This is a genomic window from Campylobacter sp. 7477a, assembly GCF_014892335.1.
GTDB lineage: Bacteria > Campylobacterota > Campylobacteria > Campylobacterales > Campylobacteraceae > Campylobacter_A > Campylobacter_A californiensis.
In genome coordinates this window covers 26,120-43,240 of the sequence record NZ_JADBJH010000005.1, presented here as the reverse complement: position 1 = coordinate 43,240, position 17,121 = coordinate 26,120, and the positions used below count along the sequence as shown (strand labels likewise).

The following is a 17,121-nucleotide window of genomic DNA, read 5'->3' as shown; positions in this document are numbered from 1 at the left end:
AAGCAATGGCAAGAATGAAATTTTACGTAGATAATAACAGATGTATAAGCTGTTTTGGTTGTCAAGTCGCTTGTTCTTCGGCTCACGAAGTTCCGGTAGGGATTTTCCGCCGTAAGGTTATTACACTCTTTGACGGAGTGCATGGCAAAGAGATCTCTACTTCCATAGCCTGTCAGCACTGCACGGACGCACCTTGTGAGCAAGTTTGTCCAGTGGACTGCTTTTATATCCGCGAAGACGGTATCGTGCTTCATGATAAAAACAAGTGTATAGGTTGTGGTTACTGTCTTTATGCTTGTCCTTTTGGAGCGCCACAGTTTCCAAGAGACGGCGCTTTTGGCATCAAGGGCGAGATGGATAAATGCACAATGTGTGCTGGTGGTCCTGAGGAGACTTTCTCTCATGAAGAGCTTGAACTATACGGACAAAACCGCATAGCAGAGGGTAAAGTGCCTATGTGCGCTGCCATATGTGCGACAAATGCACTTTTGGTAGGTGACGCAACCGAAGTTTCAAACGTTTATCGTAAACGTGTTCTAACAAGAAACACAGGTCTTGGTCTGTAATATATAAATTTGACGGGTTAGGCGATAAAAGTCGTTTAACCTTGTCAAAATTTCTTTAACCATCCAGCGGTAAATTTAACCTACTAACTATAAAATTTATAGTAAATTTCATAGATTTTAAAGATAATATTTATCATTTTTATTTCTTTTTGATAAGAACCGTTTTGTAATGTGAATTTGTTTTTATTTATAAAATTTATAGACAAATAAATATAAATTTAGAAGCTAAACGCTCCTAAATTTGAATGAAATAAGTGTGAAATTTAGTCGTATTTTTTAGTTTTAGTTTGGCAGTTTTTACCATTTCCGCATCCACAGTCTCTTTTTTTAAATTCTTTTATGTAAAGATAATACCCTGCGGCTACGGCGATTGCTATTAAGATAACTGATTCATACCATGCCATCTTTTGTCCTTTTGGTTAAATTCGGACGAGAAAGCTCGCCCGATAAATTTTACTTCATATCCTTGGCTTGAACCCAAATAACAGCATCTTGGCTTAATTCTTTGCCTTTATACTCGTTATCAGGACCTACTCCAAGCGCTGCAAATCCCCACCAACCGGCTTTTGGGATACCAAATGTAAACACTCCGTTAGCGTCGGCTTTGATACCAAGTGTTACAAAGCTATCTTGAGGAGCTTCTACGTTTGCAGTCTTGTTTGTCATGTTTTTCTTAACGTCTATATCGTGGTTTAGGTATTCAACTTCTATTTCTGCAAAAGGAACAGGCTTACCCTCTGACTTAACGATACCTGTAAAAGTGCTTCCAGCCCAGATAGAGTAAGGTTTTGTTAAAGGCACGATCTCGGCTTTTAGACCTAGTTCTGCATCCCAGTTGGTAGGAAGTCCTGCAACGTTTACTACCGCTTTTGTAATTTGTTGTATGTAAGAGCCCTCGTTGGCTTCAAAATACGGTGCAGGAGTTAGCGCAAACACATGGTCTCCCATGCCTCTTGCCTGGTAAGCCGCCTCATAACCTATACCTTCGTTGTGGCTACCTTTAAATTTTATCTCTTTTAATTTGTCTTTTAGGTCGGTTTTTTTCTCTTTATGGACTACATAAAAGTCAACTACATTAGCTCTGCTTTTATCTTCTTGAAGACCCATATCCATGGTGTGTTCATCTGCAAATGGATGAGTGAAAACTAATTTCAAATTTAAATTTGTACCTTTTTCAAGAGCCGACTCTGGAGTGTAAAGCATTTGAAAGTGCGCAAATGCCGAACTAGCCAATAACCCCGCAACTACCGAAGAAGTAAGAATTTTTTTCATTTTTATCCTTTTGATGAATTGATTTGAAATTTACTCTGCTATGTCTTTTGAATTTATAACAACCTCGTGACCCTCGCCGGCAAACATTCTAGCCTTATACTCGCCCTCTGGTTTTTTAAAAGTAAAAGCACTATCTTTATCAAATTTGCCCTCTGCAACTACTTTATCGCCTTGAATAGCTTTAAATTCAACTCCAGCCGCGCTTGAGCCGTCGCTAAAACCACCCTCGCAAGTGATAGTGCCGTCTCCGTTGTCAAAACAACTCATAAGAGCCGTATGTGCAAGGGCTGCTTGGCTCATAAGAGCAACTAAAAATGATGAAAATAAAAGTTTTTTCATTCTCTCTCCTTTTTAAAATTTATTATCTATTTTTTACTATGCCGCCACTCCAGTTTTTCCTCTTTTCAGGTAAAAACCAAAGCACTAAAACTGCAAATAAAAGCGTGAAATAATACCAGCTAATCGCCTCTAAACCACTAATGCCAAATATGCTTGAAACGGTAAAAAAGAGCGAGGCTACGGCTAGAGCTAGGCCAAACGGGAAGAATATCCCAAAACACATCCATGCCCAGCTGTTTGTTTGCATTTTAACCACAATCATGGTTGCGATACAAGGAGGCGTTAAAAGCATAAAGATAATGATAGAAGCCGCATGAAGCGGTGTGTAACCGCTATTTTTAGCCATCATTTCTTCAGGTCTTAAGCTGCTTTCATCGGCTATCGTTGAGCTGGTTGTATTGCTATCGTCACTTACGGTTGCTATCGAGCTTGAGTCTTTGTTTGACTCATATATACTTCCAAGCGTTGCGACTGCTGATTCGCGTGCTGCAAATGAGCTTAAAAAGGCTACGTTTATCTTCCAGTCGAATCCCGCAAACTGTGATATAGGCTCAAGTGCACGACCAGCCATGCCAAGTAACGAGCTTTCTATCTTGTCGTTTTTTTGCTCTCTTAAAATTTTATTTCTTCCGGTTGATAGCTTTCTAAGAGCTCCGTTTATAAGCTTTGCGTCTTTATCGTTTTTAGGAACTAGAAATTTATAGAATTCCGGATTATCCTCTTGGTATTTCTCGTCTACGCCTTTACTACCGCTCATCTTTTTGGCTCGGTATCCGTCATAGAAATTTAAAAGCGAAGCCACCTCTTCTCTGCTATCAACCAACGAGTAGTAGCTTGATTTTTTAACGACTTTATCAAAGCTTGCAAGTAGCACTTGCTCTTCGTTTGTGTAGTGTTCTTGCTTTTCTTTAGAAAGTCCAGGAAATTGTAAAAGGACAAAAAGTATCACGGCTACGGCAACAACGATAGTACAGACCTTTTTTATATATATCCAAACACGCTCACAAGATCTTAGTATCACACCTTTAAAGGTCGGCATATGATATGGCGGCAGCTCCATAACAAATGGCGCTGTCTCTCTTGTTCTTAAAACGGTTGAGGTTAAGAGCTTAGCTATCAAAAGTGCTGCTAGAACGGTAACTGTAGATATATAAAAGAGCATTATGCTCATTTGTGTCGGGAAAAACGCTCCAAGAAGCAAGGTGTAAAACGGCACTTTAGCAAGACAGTTCATTAAAGGAACAGTAAGGATGGTTGCCATCCTGGCTCTATCGTCTGATATACCTTTTGTGCTCATTACTCCAGGTACCGCACAACCTCCTACAAATGCTCCACCAAGCACCAATGGTAGCGTGCTTTGCCCGTGAAGACCGAATTTTCTAAACAACTTATCTAAGATAAACGCCATTCTAGGCATGTAACCGACGTCTTCCATTATGGCGATTAATGCAAAAAGTATAAAAAATATCGGCAGATAGTTTAAGAGCGCTATTGTAGAATTTGCAAGCCAAACTGCCATATCGGTTATTAAAGGGATACGTGCGATATCAGCCGATGGAGATATATCTATTATGAAATTTTTAATAGCTGCAAGCACAGGCCAGGTATAGTTTGTAAGATGATAGCCAAAGACGATGCTTAGCTCGTATGTGATGAAGATTATCAAAAATAAGATAGGAAAACTTAGCCATTTGTTTAAGATGATCTTGTCGGCTTTATCTGTCGTAGTTAGTTCGCCTTTTTTGGTTTCACTCACGCATTCGTTAAATATAATATCAGCGTTTTCATATCTAAATGATGCCAAAAAAGTCTCGATATTCTTACCAAGTTTGGAGTTAAATTTCTCTCTTAAGGCGGTTATTTTTGAATTTATATCTTTGTGTGTGGATTTTAGTATTTCAAGTATGGTTTGGTCTTTTTCAAGTGCCTTTATGCAAAGCCATCTTTTGCTAATGGCTGTTTTATCTTCTAAATTTACTTCATTTTCAAGCTCTAAGATATACTCTTCAAGCTCGTCGTAGTTGGCGCGAAATTCTTGATAATTTTCTTTTAATTCACTTGTCTTTCTTAAAATTTCTAGTATCTCATCTTTACCTTGCCCCTTTGCGGCGCTTGCCTCTATCACTGGACAACCTAAAAATTCACTCATTTTTTTAGCATCGATGATTATGCCGCGACGATTTGCCACATCGCTCATGTTTAAGACTATTACAACCGGCACCCCAACCTCAAGAAGTTGAAAGGTAAGATATAAATTTCTCTTTAAATTTGACGCATCGACTATGTTTAGGATGATGTCGGGACTTTCGTTTATGATAAATTCTTTTGCAACTTTTTCTTCAAGAGAGTATGAACTAAAAGAGTAAGTGCCTGGAAGATCAACCATCTCGATGTCGATATCACCTACGCTAAAATACCCCGACTTTTTATCTACCGTAACACCTGGATAGTTTGCGATATGCTGGCGTATGCCGCTTACCATGTTAAATATCGTTGATTTGCCACAGTTTGGTTGACCTGCAAGAGCTACTTTTATAGACATTGTTCAACCTTGATAAGCATTGCTTCACTCTTTCTAAGCGAGATAAGATAGCTGTGTATTTTTATCTCCATCGGGTCTGATAGTGGAGCTTCTCTTATAACTTCTATCTGCGCTCCTATAACAAATCCCATGTCAAGAAGTTTTTGCATCAACTTTCCGTTGGCATTTATGGATACTATTTTATATGTTTGCCCTGTCGCTACTTCGTCTAAATTCATAAAAATACCCCTGCACACTATAAAAGTGATAATTATTATAGAAGTAATTATATAACCTTGCTCTTTAATATAATATAAAACGGTTTTATAAAAACAAATCCTTTGCTTTACGGTTTGATTTTTTGTGCTAAAATAGGCAAATTTCAAGGAGAAGAAAATGAAATTTAAAATTTTATCCGTTTTATTTGTGGCATTTATGTTTTTTGGATGCGCCTCAAGTGGCACTCCTAAAATTTCTTCTAAAACGAGCGAAGCGTTATTTATCCAAACAAGCGATAACAACCAAAGTGTGTTTATAAATTTTAAAAATAGCGCAAGCGGCGATATGAGCGTAAACTCAGATATCGCTACGGAGTTTATAAAGCGCGGTTTTAGAGTAAGTAGTGAGACAAAAACGGCTGATTATGTTGTGATCGGCGATGTTCAAAGCTTTGATAGATTTACAAAAAGAGATGAAAATAGGGCTAGATTTTACATGGGATATGGCTTTGGACGAAGGCCTTTTGGTGCATTTGGTTTAGGCTTTCCGCTTGGATATTATGATGATGACTTCTACACAAATAGCTATATATATGTTTTAAATGCAAGTGTGCTGATTAAGAGTAAGGATGGTGATAAAAGCACGATGATAACGCTATCGCATGGCGGTTCGACTTACTCGCCAAGTTATATTTGGCCGTTTTTTAAACAGCGTCTAGCAGAGCAGATCGTTGCGTTTTTTTATAAATTTTAAGATGAAAAGGGGCTAGTTTGCCCCTGTTTAGTTTTAAGGAATGAAGTATTTTTGTGCGTAAGAGGCATCTTCGTAAAGCGCCACACCAAATTCTTTTTTGCCGTAGTTTTGAAAAATTTCTTGCGCTTCATCACTTTTTAGAAATTCTATAAATTTATCAGCCTCTTTCGGTGCATTTTTCGCACTCATGGCGACATAAACATTTGCAAGCACCTTATCTCCTGCAAATAGCACTTCGCTGTTTTTTAGCTCGTTTTGGATACTTTTATATGTGCTTGAGTCACTCATAAAATAGCCTTTTGTTTCATCGGCTTTGCGTAAGGTAGCTAGCATGAAATCACGATTTGGCTTATACCATTTGCCGCTAGGAGTGATATTTGCAAGCTTCCATATGCTAAGTTCTTTTACGTGAGTGCCACTTTTGTCATCTCTTGTATAAAATAGCGCCTTTTTGTTTGCGATATTAGTATATGCTTGGGCTGCGGTTTTGGCGGTTTTTATCTGTGCGGGATCATCTTTTGGACCTATGATGTAAAATTCATTAGACCCAATTAACGTTCGATTTTTAGCCGCACCTTTTGCAACAAGCTCCTTTTCTTCTTTTGGAGAGTGCGTCATGGATATATCGACTTTCCCGTCTTCAAGTAGCTTTAGCCCTTTACCGCTACCAGCTTTTATCCAGCAAATTTTTGTATCATTTTTGGCGTTAAAGCTGTTTGCAAGAGCTTCTAAAAGTCCAAGTTCGCCAGGGCTTCCTGTGGCTAGTTTAAGCTCGGTAGCGCCGTTGCCGTAAATTTTACTACACTCTGCGGCGTAGAAATTTGAAACCAAAAGCAGACTTAACAATAACAGTTTTTTCATCTTAACTCCTTATTTTTAAGATTATGCTATTTTAGCATATCTGCAAAATTTTACAAGAGCGTATTTTTAAATTTATAGGTGTGATCAAGATGGAAATGTGCAAATTTTTCCGATAAGAGTATGAAAATTTTACAAAATAGTGTTTTTGTTACCAAAACCAAATAAAATTTTAGTAGAATTAATAAAAATTAAAAACAAAGGATGAGCGATGATTTGGTTTTTCTTTTGCGTTGGACTACTTATACTAGCCTATTTTACTTACGGTAAGATAGTTGAGAAGATCTTTGTCATAAACCCTGATCGTAAAACACCCGCCATGCAGATGGCTGACGGTGTGGATTATGTCAAGATGTCAAATCCAAAAGTGTTTTTGATACAGCTTTTAAATATCGCAGGACTTGGTCCGATATTTGGTCCGATCATGGGCGCGCTTTATGGACCGGTTGCTATGCTTTGGATAGTTTTTGGTTGTATATTTGCTGGTGCGGTGCATGATTATTTTTCCGGTATGTTAAGCGTTAGAGCCAACGGCGCGTCTGTGCCTACGGTAGTTGGCGAGTGGCTTGGCACATGGGCTAAACACTTTATGAATATCTTTGCGCTTGTGCTTTTGCTTCTTGTCGGAGTGGTTTTTGTTCTTGGTCCGGCTAAGCTTTTATCCGGTCTTACTTCACTTGATGTTAGTTTGTGGGTATTTATCATATTTACTTACTACATCCTTGCTACGCTTGTTTCTATTGATAAGATCATAGGTAGATTTTACCCATTTTTTGGGGCATTGCTACTGTTTATGTCGGCTGGACTTACGATAGGTCTTATAGTTAGCGGTAAGGAATTTTACTCAGTCGGTCTTGACTTTTTTACTAACTACGATCCAAAAGGGCTGCCTATCTGGCCTTTACTGTTTGTTACTATCTCTTGTGGCGCGATCTCTGGCTTTCACGCGACTCAATCACCTCTTATGGCAAGATGTATACAAGACGAGAAGTCAGGTCGCATGATATTTTATGGGGCGATGATACTTGAAGGTATTATCGGTCTTATCTGGTGCACATTAGGACTTAGCTTTTATGAAAGTCCTGAGCTTTTAGGTGCTGCTATTGCAGCAGGATCTCCGTCCGGTGTTGTTCATGAGATATCTATCGCACTTCTTGGTAGCGTAGGCGGTATCATAGCTGTTTTGGGTGTCGTTATACTTCCTATAACTTCTGGAGATACGGCATTTCGCTCGGCTCGTCTTATCATCGCAGACTTTTTTAAGCTATCTCAAAAAGAGATAATTAAAAGGCTTATGATAGCTGTGCCGTTATTTGCCATTGGTATCTTTGTATCTACTCAGGATTTTAATATCATTTGGAGATATTTTGGTTGGGCAAATCAAACAACCGCTGCCATAATGCTATGGGCAGCTTCGGCTTATCTTTATAAAACCAATAAATTTCACTGGATCACTACGATACCTGCTGTGTTTATGACTGCTGTAGTTGCCACTTATCTTGCAAATGCAAAGATAGGTTTTGGGCTTGAGCTAAATGTATCAACCGCTATTGGTGTGGTTGTTTCGTTTGCTTGTTTGGTAGCATTTCTTAAAATCCCACGCAACAAAGCCTAAAATGTAGCCCCAAGAGTGGAGTGGTCCACCCTTGGGATCAAATTTCTCCTAGCTTATAAAACATCAAATTTAAACGTCATATATTTTTTGATATAATCACCCCTTTAAATCACTAAAAGGAACATTTATGAAAATTTTAGAAAACAAAAGGGGTGCTAAGCTCAACCTTTTATCTTCTCTTATACTTTTTTGTATCGGCGGAGTGCTTTATTATTACTACGACTACAGGGCTTCAGCGATATTTACTATGGTTGTGAGTGCGATTTGCGTTGTGTTTTGCTTGAAAAAGATATTTCAAGAGAGTTTTATCTTGATAGAAAATGACGGGTTTGTTATAAAAAAGGCAGGCAGGCAGGCTAAATTTTACTTTGCCGATATAAAAGGTGTTTATACGAAGATCGTAGAAAAGAAGAGTGGGGTTGAAATTTTAGTCGTAAGTTTTGGTCGAGCCAAATTTGACCTTGAACTTATCCGTGGACTTATGTATCATGCGGGTGAGAGTGATGCGAGTTTGCCAAATATATATGAAAAATCAATCTATGAGATAAGAAGTATTATCAAAGAGAAGCTTGAAAATTTCAACTCAAAACAAGCCTAAAACGGACTAAATTTAAACCGAGTAAGAAGTAAAAATGATAAAAATTTTATTTGTTTGCCATGGAAATATTTGCCGTTCGCCAATGGCGCAGATATTTATGCAAAATTTAATCAGCCAAAATGGGCTTGATGATAAAATCTATGTGGACTCAAAAGCTACGCATACCGATGAGATCGGCTCGCCTCCATACTATGAAACTGTTAGAATTTTACGTGAAAACTCTATCCCCCTTATAGACCACAAGGCAACACAGATAACGCATTGCGATCTTGCAAACCATGATCTGATCCTTTGTATGGATGATGAAAACATGCACTCTTTAAAAAGAGTTTTTGGCACTCATGAAGATATTGGTCAAAAGGTAAAATTTCTGCTTGAATTTGCACCAGAAAATTTAAGCAGAAACGCTTCCGATCATAAGAATTTTATCATCGACGATCCGTATTATACGCGTGATTTTAAAAAATGCTATGAAGATATAAGTCGTTCGTGCGAAGGTTTACTTGAGTATTTAATGCAAAAAATTTAAAACAAAAAAGGCGGAAATCCGCCTTAAATTTACTTTACCTCGTATCTCTCGCCTGGGTTCATCTCGATGATTTCCCAAGGAAGACCTTGTTTGTTTAGCTCATCCATAAATGGTTTCGCGTCAAACTGCTCCATGTTAAAGACACCTTTGCCACTCCAAATTCCTTTAGCTACCATCAGTGAGCCTATCATCGCAGGCACGCCAGTAGTGTAGCTAACAGCCTGAGCTCCCGTTTCGGCGTAGCAAGCCTCGTGGTCGCATACATTATATATGTAAACTTGTCTTTCCTTGCCATCTTTTAGTCCGCGTATCACGCAGCCGATATTTGTTTTACCCTTTGTGCGTGGACCTAGGCTTGCAGGGTCAGGAAGTAGGGTCTTTAGAAACTGTATAGGCACGATTTTAACGCCGTTGTGTTCTACTTCGTCTATTCTGAGCATACCCACATTTTCTAGGCACTTCATATGTGTTAAGTAGCTTTGTCCAAATGTCATAAAGAAGCGGATGCGCTTTAGTCCTTTGATATTTTGCACTAGGCTCTCAAGCTCCTCGTGATATAGCAGGTAGCTATCTTTTACGCCTACTTTTGGGTAGTCCCACTTAAATCCTATCTCCATAGGCTCAGTTTCTATCCACTTGCCGTTTTCCCAGTATCTGCCCTTTGAGCTTACTTCGCGTAGGTTGATTTCAGGGTTGAAGTTTGTTGCGAATGCATATCCGTGATCGCCTGCGTTGCAGTCTAGGATATCTATCTCGTGAATCTCGTCAAATAAATTTTGCTGTGCGTAGGCGCAAAATACGTTTGTCACGCCTGGGTCAAATCCTGAGCCTAGAAGCGCCATTGTATTTGCGCTTTTGAAATTTTCATCCTTTGCCCATTGCAGTTTATACTCAAATTTCGCAGTGTCAGGATGTTCGTAGTTTGCAGTGTCAATGTATGGGATACCGGCTTTCACGCACGCATCCATAAGCGTTAGGTCTTGATATGGAAGTGCGACGTTTAGTAGCAAGTCCGCGCCCGTTTTTTTGATAAGCTCTACTACCGCGTCTGTGTCGTCAGCGTCTATGCTTGCTGTATCTATAGTGACACCCAAACGCTCTTTTATAAATTTAGCTATGTTATCGCACTTGCTTTTTGTGCGGCTTGCAAGGGTTATCTTGCTAAAAACGTCTTTATTCATAGCGCATTTTACGGTCGCTACTTGGCTTACTCCGCCAGCCCCGATGATTAAAATATGTTTCATTTTGGCTCCTTAAATTTTCAAAGCTTAATTTTATCAAAGTTAATATAAATTTATGGCTTTACATATTTATCAGGCGTCATGTCGGAGTTTTTAACGATATGAATTTGTAATTTCTCTCTTGTTCAAGTGCTGTTAAGCTTTGCTTAATCGCCTTTATTTTATCATACGAACGAAGATAAAATTGTTAAGGATTTGTATGGTAGAGATCGAATTTTTAGGACCTATTAAATTTCAAAATATCAAAATGCAAGCGTCAAATTTGGGTGAAGTAAAAGAAAAACTTGGCGAATGCAACGAGCTTGAGCTAAATGAGTGGCTTAAAATTTGTGCGGTAGCGGTTAATGACGATGTTGTAACAAGTCTTGATACACCTCTAAAAGATGGCGATAAAATTTCTATATTGCCACCGATTTGCGGAGGTTGAGATGGAACTTTACGACGGAAGTCTTGATGTTTGCAAGATAACAAATCGTTGGTATAACGATGTTAAAGATAAAAACTGCGGAGCGCTCATTACCTTTACTGGTATCGTGCGTGAAGAGGGTGGCATAAGCGCGCTAAGCTTTGATGTGTATGAGCCTATACTGAAAAAATGGTTTAACGCTTGGGAGCAAAGGGCGGCAGAACAGGGAGCGTTTGTGCTTTTTGCTCACTCAAAAGGTGATGTGGCAGTGCATACTAGCTCGTATATAGCAGGTGTCGTAAGCCCACAAAGGAAGGTTGCATTAAGACTTATAAATGAATTTGTCGAGGATTTTAAGGCAAATGCACCGATTTGGAAATACGATGTGATAGATGGCGAGAGAATTTATGCCAAAGATCGCTCTCAGGCGATAAACGGTGCTGGACTTTTGGCGTGATAAGATAAACGGAGTGATAAATTTCACCCCGTCTTTAACCATTAGGCTGTTACTTTTTTATTAAATACTCCAACATAAACAGCAAAAGCAAAACCGATCAAAAGCGCATAAGGCGCAGCGTCCGTTATACCTTTTGGTGAACTTGCAAGTATGAAGTTGTGAGCAAATGCTGCTCCTGCCATCATGCCGATAACAAAGATCACTGAGCTTAAATTTCCAGTTCCCATCTGCACTAAATGTTTACCAGGGCAACCCTCGCTTAGGCTAAAGCAAAGACCTGCCAACATCATGCCCAAAAAGTTCCAGATGTATTGGTTGTGCGCGATAGGCTGTCCTTCAAAACCGAATTTGTATTGACCAAAGATAATGTTTACTATTGTGGCAAAAACGATAATGCTAATAATGCCGGAAAACATCGAAAAGTCACCTCTAAACGCTTTACTAAAAGCGCCTACGCTACAAAATTTACTTTTTTGCATAAATATACCGATAATTACGCTTGCAGCAAGCGAAACAAGTATGCTTGCATGCATAGCACCAGGACCTTTTTCGGAAGCAAATATCGCACCGTTGCCTACTTTAAGTCCAAAAATCAAAGCTAAAAGAAGAATAACCGCCATGATAACAGGTAAAATTCCTATCGCGGCTTGTATTTTTACGCCCTCGTTTAAAGCATATCCACGTTTTTTAAAGAAGATACCGGCACTAACTCCGACTGCGATACCTAAAAATCCGGCTATCGCACTCATATCTCCGCCACCAAGTCGTAAAAATGCTCTCCATGGACAACCTAAAAATACAAGGCAACCTATCATTGCAAAAACGCCTAAGAAAAATCTCGTAAAAGGCGATGAACCGGTTGTCGGTGTAAATTCTTTAGTCCAAAACACACTGGCTAAAAATCCGCCAAAAACTAGACCAATGATCTCCGGTCTTAGATATTGCAATGTGGCTACATTGTGAAAACCAAGAGCTCCTGTCGTATCTCTTAAGAAGCATGCAGCGCAAACACCCATGTTTCCTGGATTGCCAAGATAGACTAAAAGCGCACCCAAAGCACCCAAAGCCGCACCAGCGACTATATACCATTTGAAATTATTCATGAAATTTCCTGAATTAAGATAAAACCAACCTGATTTCTAAGGTCGAATTCTACACTCAATAAAATAAAAAACAAATAAAATAATACTGATTATTTAATGCAAAAATGTTACAATGATGCATATTTAAAAGTTTTAAAATAGGAGAATAGTGTGAAACAATGGGCAAAATATGAAGATACGCTAGAAATTTTAAGATCAACGGTAAAGCCTTGGAGTAATGTGCAAAAAGTAGCCATTACGCAAGCGCTTGACCGCTATATAGCCGTCGATATAGTCGCAAAAGACAACTATCCCTCAAGAGAGCTTTCGGCAATGGACGGCTACGCCTTTAAATGGAGTCAAAATTTAAGTGAACTAAATTTAACGACTGATTTGCCCGCAGGTACCGATAAAGGGCTAGTTATAAATGAAAATGAATGCATAAAAACTTTTACTGGTTCGCTTGTGAGCGAAGGGACAGACACGCTTATACCGGTTGAAAACGTCGAAATAAACGGCAATAAAATTTTAATCAAAAAACAAGTGCCAAAGGGTTTTGCCGTACGTGAAATAGGCGAAAGCTATAAAAAAGGAGAAATTTTAATCAAAAAAGGCGCTAAGCTAGGTTATGCCGAGATCGCTCTTCTTGCCGAGCTTGGAGAATTTCATGTAAGCGTTTTTATCCGTCCTAGAGTCGCGATACTTGCAACCGGAAGCGAGATAAAAGACCTTGGTGAAGCACTTGAAAATCCGGCACAAATTAGAAGTTCAAACCATATCGCCTTGGCCATGATGATGCAAAAAATGGGAGCTGAGCCGATAGTTTGCGAGATAGTTCGCGATAAAAAAGAACTCGTGCAAGAAGCCATAGTAAACGCTCTTAAGAGTGCTGACGTGTTAATTACTACAGGTGGCGTTAGTATGGGGGACTATGACTTTGTAAAGGCGGCACTAAAAGATAATTTTAATATCATTATAGATGGGGCGGGCATAAAACCGGGACGTCATATAAAAGTCGCTACTTCAGGCGATAAATACATATTTGCACTTCCTGGTTTTCCTTACTCGGCGATGGTTATGTGCGTGCTTTACGTGCGCGTCTTGCTTAATGCTTGGTTTGGTGTAAGCGAGCCAAAACTAACGGCGATACTTGATGAAGACTACACGAAACGTTCGCCATTTTTAGAATTTACGGCTGTAAATTTAAGTGTGAGAGATGGTAAAATTTATGCGAATTTAGACGGTAAAAAGCTAGGAAGCTCCGCGATAGTAAATAACCTAACCAACGAAGCCGCACTTTTGATAGTGCCAAAAGAGACGGAATTTATCGCTAAAGGCGAGGTTGTTGAAATTTTAAGGATGGTTTAGATCGGCTTTGGGTTTTAAACTAGCATTGAGAGGTAAATGCAAACATCAAGCGTCTTTTGCCTCTTTAAATTTTATCTTCCAGCCCTCATCTTTTAAGGCATTTAAAAAGGTAAGCATATTTTGTGCAAAGTCATCTTTGGTGTTGAGTAAAATTTGTGCGTTTTTTATTAAAATTTTACCGCTTCGCAAAGAGTTTAACTCATCCCAAAACGCGTCTAAATTTTTAGCGCATTCATTAAGATGTGGAAAGAAAGCGACTTGAATACAAGATAGTAAGCTTTGTTTGTCTGTTATCTTACTAGCGTCGATGACGTATCTTGTGTGTTTTGAAGCTTTACTTTTCATTTTTTACTTGTTCAAAGCTCTCATAATGATCGGCAGTATAAAATATCAGCCCGTCGTTTGAAAATACTATGCGTTTTGCGCTACGCTTGCCGCCTTTGTAGTCGATATCCGCCTCGCGCCATATACGACCTTTTGCCTCGGGAAGTTTTCTTTCAAAATTTCTAAAAACATCTCCACCGATACTTTTACCTTTGGCCACTTCCCATAGGTTGCCTTTGTTTGCCTGCCAACCAAGCTTTAAAGCTTCTTTTTTAGTTATGTAGTTATTTGGAAGATGTTTGTAGTAAAAGACATAGCTAGCAACTTCTTTTTTGCTTGTATAAACACCGTTTTTATCGATATTTGTCTGTGTTTGTTGGATTTGGTTTGGCGTGTTGCTTGGTTGATTTATAAAGAAATTTATAGATACCGCAAGTAAAAATACAAGAGATAAAATCGTTTTTTTGTTCATTTGAATTCCGTTAATATACCTTATTAAGCGCGTTTGAGACGATTTTGGCACTTGTGAAAGCAAAGTGGAGATTATAACCGCCAAGCATGCCGGTAACGTCTAAAACTTCGCCGATAAAGTATAAATTTTTAATATCCTTGCTCTGGAAATTTTCATCAATTTGTGCAGTAGTAACCCCACCTTTAGACACTTCTGCTTTGTTAAATCCAAATGTCCCGGCAGGTGCGAAACGATAGTTAAAAAGCTCTAAAATTTTAGCCTTTTCATCATTGCTATATTCGCTAAAAGCAGCGTCTTGTAGGTTGTTTTGACGTAGAAATTCAAGCACAAATCTCTTTGGCAAAGGCAGGACGCTTGTTAGTTGTTTTTTGCCTTGGGTTAAATTCTTAGGCTCGAAATTTGGTAAGAAATTTATACTAATTGTCCCCTTTTGCCAAAAAAGTGAGGCGTTAAGCACGCAAGGACCGCTAATGCCTTTGTGTGTAAAAAGTATGTCGCCTTGTAAAATTTTATCACCTACAGACATTTTAGCATTTAGGCTAATTCCGCTTAGTTCTTTAAACCAAAATTCGCTTTTTTGAACGCTAAAGCCAACTAGGGCAGGGGAGAAATTTATCGTTTTGAGCCCGAAATTTTGTGCGATTTTAAGCCCTATATCGCTTACTCCAAGCCTTTTATAGCTTATACCCCCGGTTGCTACGACTAAATTTACGGCATAAAATTTCTCGCCCTTTGTTGATAAAATTTCAAAAATTTCACCGTTTTTACTAGCGTTTATAACCTCGGTGTTGTAAAAAATTTTAGCATTTATCTTTTGTAAAAGCGTGTTTAAAACACTTTTGGAAGAGCTTTTTGTAAAAAACTGCGACTCTTTTTGCTCTTTAAATTCGATATTTTTAAAAAAGTCTAAAACATCATTAAACTTAAACGCATTCAAGGCTTTTTTTATAAATTTACCATCTGTAAGGTAGTTTTGCTCGCTGATGTGCCTATTTGTGATATTACAACGACCTCCGCCACTGATTAAAATTTTATTTCCGGCGGATGGATTTTTCTCAAGGATAGCTACGTTTTTTGCTTTTAAATTTGCTGCTAGAAAGAGCCCTGAAGCGCCTGCACCGATGATTAAAACGTCATAAATTTTATCCACTTTATCGCTAATGCCTTAAATTCCTAGTGCTTCTTTGAGCTGATCTTGGGTTATGATTTGCGAGTTGTATTTTATCACATAGTTTGTTTGTGTTTTATAGCACTCAACTATGCCTTTTAGTTGTGAAATTTCATTTAAATTTAGACTCTTAGAAAGCTCTAGGTATAAATTTTTAAATAAAGCGGGATTATCAAGTCTTGTTAAAAGTATAAGCCAAACTATGCAAAGCAGAATAAAGACTCCGCAAAGAGCGTCAAGATCGAAAAATTTGAGTAAAGCACCCGCGCCAACTCCGCCGATAAATGTCCCCATAAAGCCAGAGGAGTTAAACACTCCAAGTGCGGCACCTTTTTCTCCTGCTTTTGCAAATTTTGAGGCGATTGATTGCATTATTGGTTCGTGGAGATTAAAGCCGATGAAAAACATCACGATCCCTGCACAAAACATGATCTCGTTTGCGCTAAAGCCAAAAAGTAGATAAGCCGCAATAAATAGTAAAATTCCTATGAGCAAAAGTTGCTTTCCAAGCCCTCTTTTTTCTCCCATCGCTCCGCCCAAGCCCATGGCCATAAAACCAAATATCGTGGAAATGGAGTAGATTTTCCAAAGCTCTTGTTTATCCCAGCCAAAATCATGCACTAAGACGATAGGAATTATCAAAAATGCGACAGACATCAGCATCTTTTGCATAAAATTTGTAGTGTTCATGAGAAATAAATTTTTATTTGAGATTAGTTTGAAAAATGGAGTTTTTGAACGAAAAGACTCTATCTTTTGCTCTTTTGGCACTAGAGTGTAGAGTAAGATAATGCTTAAAAAAGTAAGCATGATACTAAGATAAAAGAGGCTTGAAAGTCCAAATTTAGCGCTCATTGCTGGAGCTATAAGCATTGAAAGCGCAAATGAAACTCCGATAAAGCCACCCATTATCGCCATAGCCTTACCGCGCATCTCTTCTTTTGTGTTGTCGCTTATAAGTGCCGTCGCCACGCCACCTATCGCGCCTACGCCTTGGACTAAACGACCAAGAATCATGGTATAAATATCTTGCGCCCACGCACAGATAAATCCACCGACGATAAAGACTAAAAGTCCAAAAAGTAGTGTAACCTTGCGTCCGAAACGATCCGAAAGATAGCCAAAAGGTATCTGGAAGATCACCTGCATGAGCGCGTAAACACCGATTAGAACGCCGATTAGAAATTCGTTTGAACCATCAAGCTCAAGCGCATAAAGGCTGATAACCGGAAGAATGATAAAAATACCAAAAAATCTACTACCAATGATAAAAGATATAGGCAAAACGCTTTTAAACATTAAAAATTTCCTTTGAAAAATATAGATTTTACAC

At 38.7% G+C, this 17,121-nt stretch carries 20 protein-coding genes; 8 read left to right on the top strand and 12 right to left on the bottom strand.

From position 1 onward, the window contains the following. Positions 1–5 precede the first annotated feature (5 nt). The gene (fdh3B, locus tag CCAL5182_RS03225) at positions 6–566 is read left to right on the top strand and encodes a formate dehydrogenase FDH3 subunit beta (RefSeq protein ID WP_169936809.1); all 561 of its coding nucleotides are present in this window, start codon (positions 6–8) and stop codon (positions 564–566) included. A 263-nt stretch (positions 567–829) separates the two neighbouring features. Here fdh3B and CCAL5182_RS03220 read toward each other — a convergent pair whose 3' ends face one another. Genes CCAL5182_RS03220 through CCAL5182_RS03200 form a run of 5 tightly spaced genes read right to left on the bottom strand, consistent with a single transcriptional unit; the run spans position 830 to position 4,937 of the window. Further along, positions 830–970, bottom strand: a complete 141-nt coding sequence (locus CCAL5182_RS03220; RefSeq protein WP_169936807.1) for a FeoB-associated Cys-rich membrane protein — start codon at positions 968–970, stop codon at positions 830–832. A 49-nt stretch (positions 971–1,019) separates the two neighbouring features. Continuing rightward, positions 1,020–1,838 carry a DUF4198 domain-containing protein gene (locus CCAL5182_RS03215; RefSeq protein ID WP_169936804.1) on the bottom strand — a complete coding sequence of 273 codons (819 nt, stop codon included), beginning with the start codon at positions 1,836–1,838 and terminating at the stop codon, positions 1,020–1,022. A gap of 30 nt (positions 1,839–1,868) precedes the next feature. Next, entirely contained in the window at positions 1,869–2,177 is a 309-nt protein-coding gene (locus CCAL5182_RS03210) for a hypothetical protein (protein WP_169936802.1), read from the bottom strand. 22 nt (positions 2,178–2,199) lie between these two features. Then, positions 2,200–4,719 carry a ferrous iron transport protein B gene (feoB, locus tag CCAL5182_RS03205; protein ID WP_169999891.1) on the bottom strand — a complete coding sequence of 840 codons (2,520 nt, stop codon included), beginning with the start codon at positions 4,717–4,719 and terminating at the stop codon, positions 2,200–2,202. After that, the gene (locus tag CCAL5182_RS03200; protein ID WP_169936798.1) at positions 4,710–4,937 is read right to left on the bottom strand and encodes a FeoA family protein; all 228 of its coding nucleotides are present in this window, start codon (positions 4,935–4,937) and stop codon (positions 4,710–4,712) included. Before CCAL5182_RS03200 ends, feoB begins: the two co-directional genes overlap by 10 nt. Before the next feature lie 157 nt (positions 4,938–5,094). On the opposite strand from CCAL5182_RS03200, the gene traT reads away from it, so the two are divergent. Beyond that, positions 5,095–5,670, top strand: a complete 576-nt coding sequence (traT, locus tag CCAL5182_RS03195) for a complement resistance protein TraT (protein ID WP_336610240.1) — start codon at positions 5,095–5,097, stop codon at positions 5,668–5,670. Positions 5,671–5,703: 33 nt separating this feature from the next. Here traT and CCAL5182_RS03190 read toward each other — a convergent pair whose 3' ends face one another. Next, positions 5,704–6,531, bottom strand: a complete 828-nt coding sequence (locus CCAL5182_RS03190; protein ID WP_169971994.1) for a substrate-binding domain-containing protein — start codon at positions 6,529–6,531, stop codon at positions 5,704–5,706. Positions 6,532–6,739: 208 nt separating this feature from the next. On the opposite strand from CCAL5182_RS03190, the gene CCAL5182_RS03185 reads away from it, so the two are divergent. The 3 genes from CCAL5182_RS03185 to CCAL5182_RS03175 all read left to right on the top strand — a co-directional run bounded on the left by CCAL5182_RS03185 (position 6,740) and on the right by CCAL5182_RS03175 (position 9,270). Then, entirely contained in the window at positions 6,740–8,143 is a 1,404-nt protein-coding gene (locus tag CCAL5182_RS03185; protein WP_336610239.1) for a carbon starvation CstA family protein, read from the top strand. A 127-nt stretch (positions 8,144–8,270) separates the two neighbouring features. Continuing rightward, positions 8,271–8,741: an MARVEL domain-containing protein gene (locus CCAL5182_RS03180; RefSeq protein WP_336610238.1), complete on the top strand. Its 471-nt coding sequence runs from the start codon at positions 8,271–8,273 to the stop codon at positions 8,739–8,741. Between the two features lie 34 nt (positions 8,742–8,775). Then, positions 8,776–9,270 (top strand): low molecular weight protein-tyrosine-phosphatase, encoded by a 495-nt coding sequence (locus CCAL5182_RS03175; protein WP_336610237.1) that lies wholly within the window; start codon positions 8,776–8,778, stop codon positions 9,268–9,270. Between the two features lie 29 nt (positions 9,271–9,299). Here CCAL5182_RS03175 and CCAL5182_RS03170 read toward each other — a convergent pair whose 3' ends face one another. After that, positions 9,300–10,514, bottom strand: coding sequence for a saccharopine dehydrogenase family protein (locus tag CCAL5182_RS03170; RefSeq protein ID WP_336610236.1), 1,215 nt, complete (start codon positions 10,512–10,514; stop codon positions 9,300–9,302). Positions 10,515–10,710: 196 nt separating this feature from the next. Here CCAL5182_RS03170 and CCAL5182_RS03165 point away from each other — a divergent pair, with 196 nt between their 5' ends. Beyond that, a complete protein-coding gene (locus CCAL5182_RS03165) occupies positions 10,711–10,938 on the top strand; it encodes a MoaD/ThiS family protein (RefSeq protein ID WP_169971992.1) in 228 nt (75 codons plus the stop codon). A gap of 1 nt (position 10,939) precedes the next feature. Further along, positions 10,940–11,374 carry a molybdopterin synthase catalytic subunit gene (locus CCAL5182_RS03160; protein WP_169936784.1) on the top strand — a complete coding sequence of 145 codons (435 nt, stop codon included), beginning with the start codon at positions 10,940–10,942 and terminating at the stop codon, positions 11,372–11,374. A 41-nt stretch (positions 11,375–11,415) separates the two neighbouring features. Here CCAL5182_RS03160 and yedE read toward each other — a convergent pair whose 3' ends face one another. Next, positions 11,416–12,477, bottom strand: a complete 1,062-nt coding sequence (yedE, locus tag CCAL5182_RS03155) for a YedE family putative selenium transporter (RefSeq protein WP_336610235.1) — start codon at positions 12,475–12,477, stop codon at positions 11,416–11,418. Between the two features lie 150 nt (positions 12,478–12,627). Here yedE and CCAL5182_RS03150 point away from each other — a divergent pair, with 150 nt between their 5' ends. Next, positions 12,628–13,824 (top strand): molybdopterin molybdotransferase MoeA, encoded by a 1,197-nt coding sequence (locus CCAL5182_RS03150; RefSeq protein ID WP_336610234.1) that lies wholly within the window; start codon positions 12,628–12,630, stop codon positions 13,822–13,824. Between the two features lie 45 nt (positions 13,825–13,869). Here the strand turns inward: CCAL5182_RS03150 and CCAL5182_RS03145 are convergent, their stop codons facing one another. Genes CCAL5182_RS03145 through CCAL5182_RS03130 form a run of 4 tightly spaced genes read right to left on the bottom strand, consistent with a single transcriptional unit; the run spans position 13,870 to position 17,087 of the window. Beyond that, entirely contained in the window at positions 13,870–14,169 is a 300-nt protein-coding gene (locus CCAL5182_RS03145; RefSeq protein WP_336610233.1) for a barstar family protein, read from the bottom strand. Beyond that, complete coding sequence (locus CCAL5182_RS03140; protein ID WP_336610232.1) at positions 14,159–14,620, bottom strand: ribonuclease domain-containing protein; 462 nt, start codon at positions 14,618–14,620, stop codon at positions 14,159–14,161. The genes CCAL5182_RS03145 and CCAL5182_RS03140 overlap by 11 nt, the downstream gene beginning before the upstream one ends. Positions 14,621–14,630: 10 nt before the next feature. Then, entirely contained in the window at positions 14,631–15,770 is a 1,140-nt protein-coding gene (locus CCAL5182_RS03135) for an NAD(P)/FAD-dependent oxidoreductase (protein ID WP_322619339.1), read from the bottom strand. Positions 15,771–15,785: 15 nt separating this feature from the next. After that, positions 15,786–17,087 (bottom strand): MFS transporter, encoded by a 1,302-nt coding sequence (locus tag CCAL5182_RS03130; protein WP_336610231.1) that lies wholly within the window; start codon positions 17,085–17,087, stop codon positions 15,786–15,788. Positions 17,088–17,121: the final 34 nt, after the last annotated feature.

Bases quoted from the DNA above. Each gene is read 5' to 3' on its own strand.
- fdh3B (WP_169936809.1), top strand. From the start codon at position 6: ATGGCAAGAATGAAATTTTACGTAGATAATAACAGATGTATAAGCTGT.
- CCAL5182_RS03220 (WP_169936807.1), bottom strand. From the start codon at position 970: ATGGCATGGTATGAATCAGTTATCTTAATAGCAATCGCCGTAGCCGCA.
- CCAL5182_RS03215 (WP_169936804.1), bottom strand. From the start codon at position 1,838: ATGAAAAAAATTCTTACTTCTTCGGTAGTTGCGGGGTTATTGGCTAGT.
- CCAL5182_RS03210 (WP_169936802.1), bottom strand. From the start codon at position 2,177: ATGAAAAAACTTTTATTTTCATCATTTTTAGTTGCTCTTATGAGCCAA.
- feoB (WP_169999891.1), bottom strand. From the start codon at position 4,719: ATGTCTATAAAAGTAGCTCTTGCAGGTCAACCAAACTGTGGCAAATCA.
- CCAL5182_RS03200 (WP_169936798.1), bottom strand. From the start codon at position 4,937: ATGAATTTAGACGAAGTAGCGACAGGGCAAACATATAAAATAGTATCC.
- traT (WP_336610240.1), top strand. From the start codon at position 5,095: ATGAAATTTAAAATTTTATCCGTTTTATTTGTGGCATTTATGTTTTTT.
- CCAL5182_RS03190 (WP_169971994.1), bottom strand. From the start codon at position 6,531: ATGAAAAAACTGTTATTGTTAAGTCTGCTTTTGGTTTCAAATTTCTAC.
- CCAL5182_RS03185 (WP_336610239.1), top strand. From the start codon at position 6,740: ATGATTTGGTTTTTCTTTTGCGTTGGACTACTTATACTAGCCTATTTT.
- CCAL5182_RS03180 (WP_336610238.1), top strand. From the start codon at position 8,271: ATGAAAATTTTAGAAAACAAAAGGGGTGCTAAGCTCAACCTTTTATCT.
- CCAL5182_RS03175 (WP_336610237.1), top strand. From the start codon at position 8,776: ATGATAAAAATTTTATTTGTTTGCCATGGAAATATTTGCCGTTCGCCA.
- CCAL5182_RS03170 (WP_336610236.1), bottom strand. From the start codon at position 10,514: ATGAAACATATTTTAATCATCGGGGCTGGCGGAGTAAGCCAAGTAGCG.
- CCAL5182_RS03165 (WP_169971992.1), top strand. From the start codon at position 10,711: ATGGTAGAGATCGAATTTTTAGGACCTATTAAATTTCAAAATATCAAA.
- CCAL5182_RS03160 (WP_169936784.1), top strand. From the start codon at position 10,940: ATGGAACTTTACGACGGAAGTCTTGATGTTTGCAAGATAACAAATCGT.
- yedE (WP_336610235.1), bottom strand. From the start codon at position 12,477: ATGAATAATTTCAAATGGTATATAGTCGCTGGTGCGGCTTTGGGTGCT.
- CCAL5182_RS03145 (WP_336610233.1), bottom strand. From the start codon at position 14,169: ATGAAAAGTAAAGCTTCAAAACACACAAGATACGTCATCGACGCTAGT.
- CCAL5182_RS03140 (WP_336610232.1), bottom strand. From the start codon at position 14,620: ATGAACAAAAAAACGATTTTATCTCTTGTATTTTTACTTGCGGTATCT.
- CCAL5182_RS03130 (WP_336610231.1), bottom strand. From the start codon at position 17,087: ATGTTTAAAAGCGTTTTGCCTATATCTTTTATCATTGGTAGTAGATTT.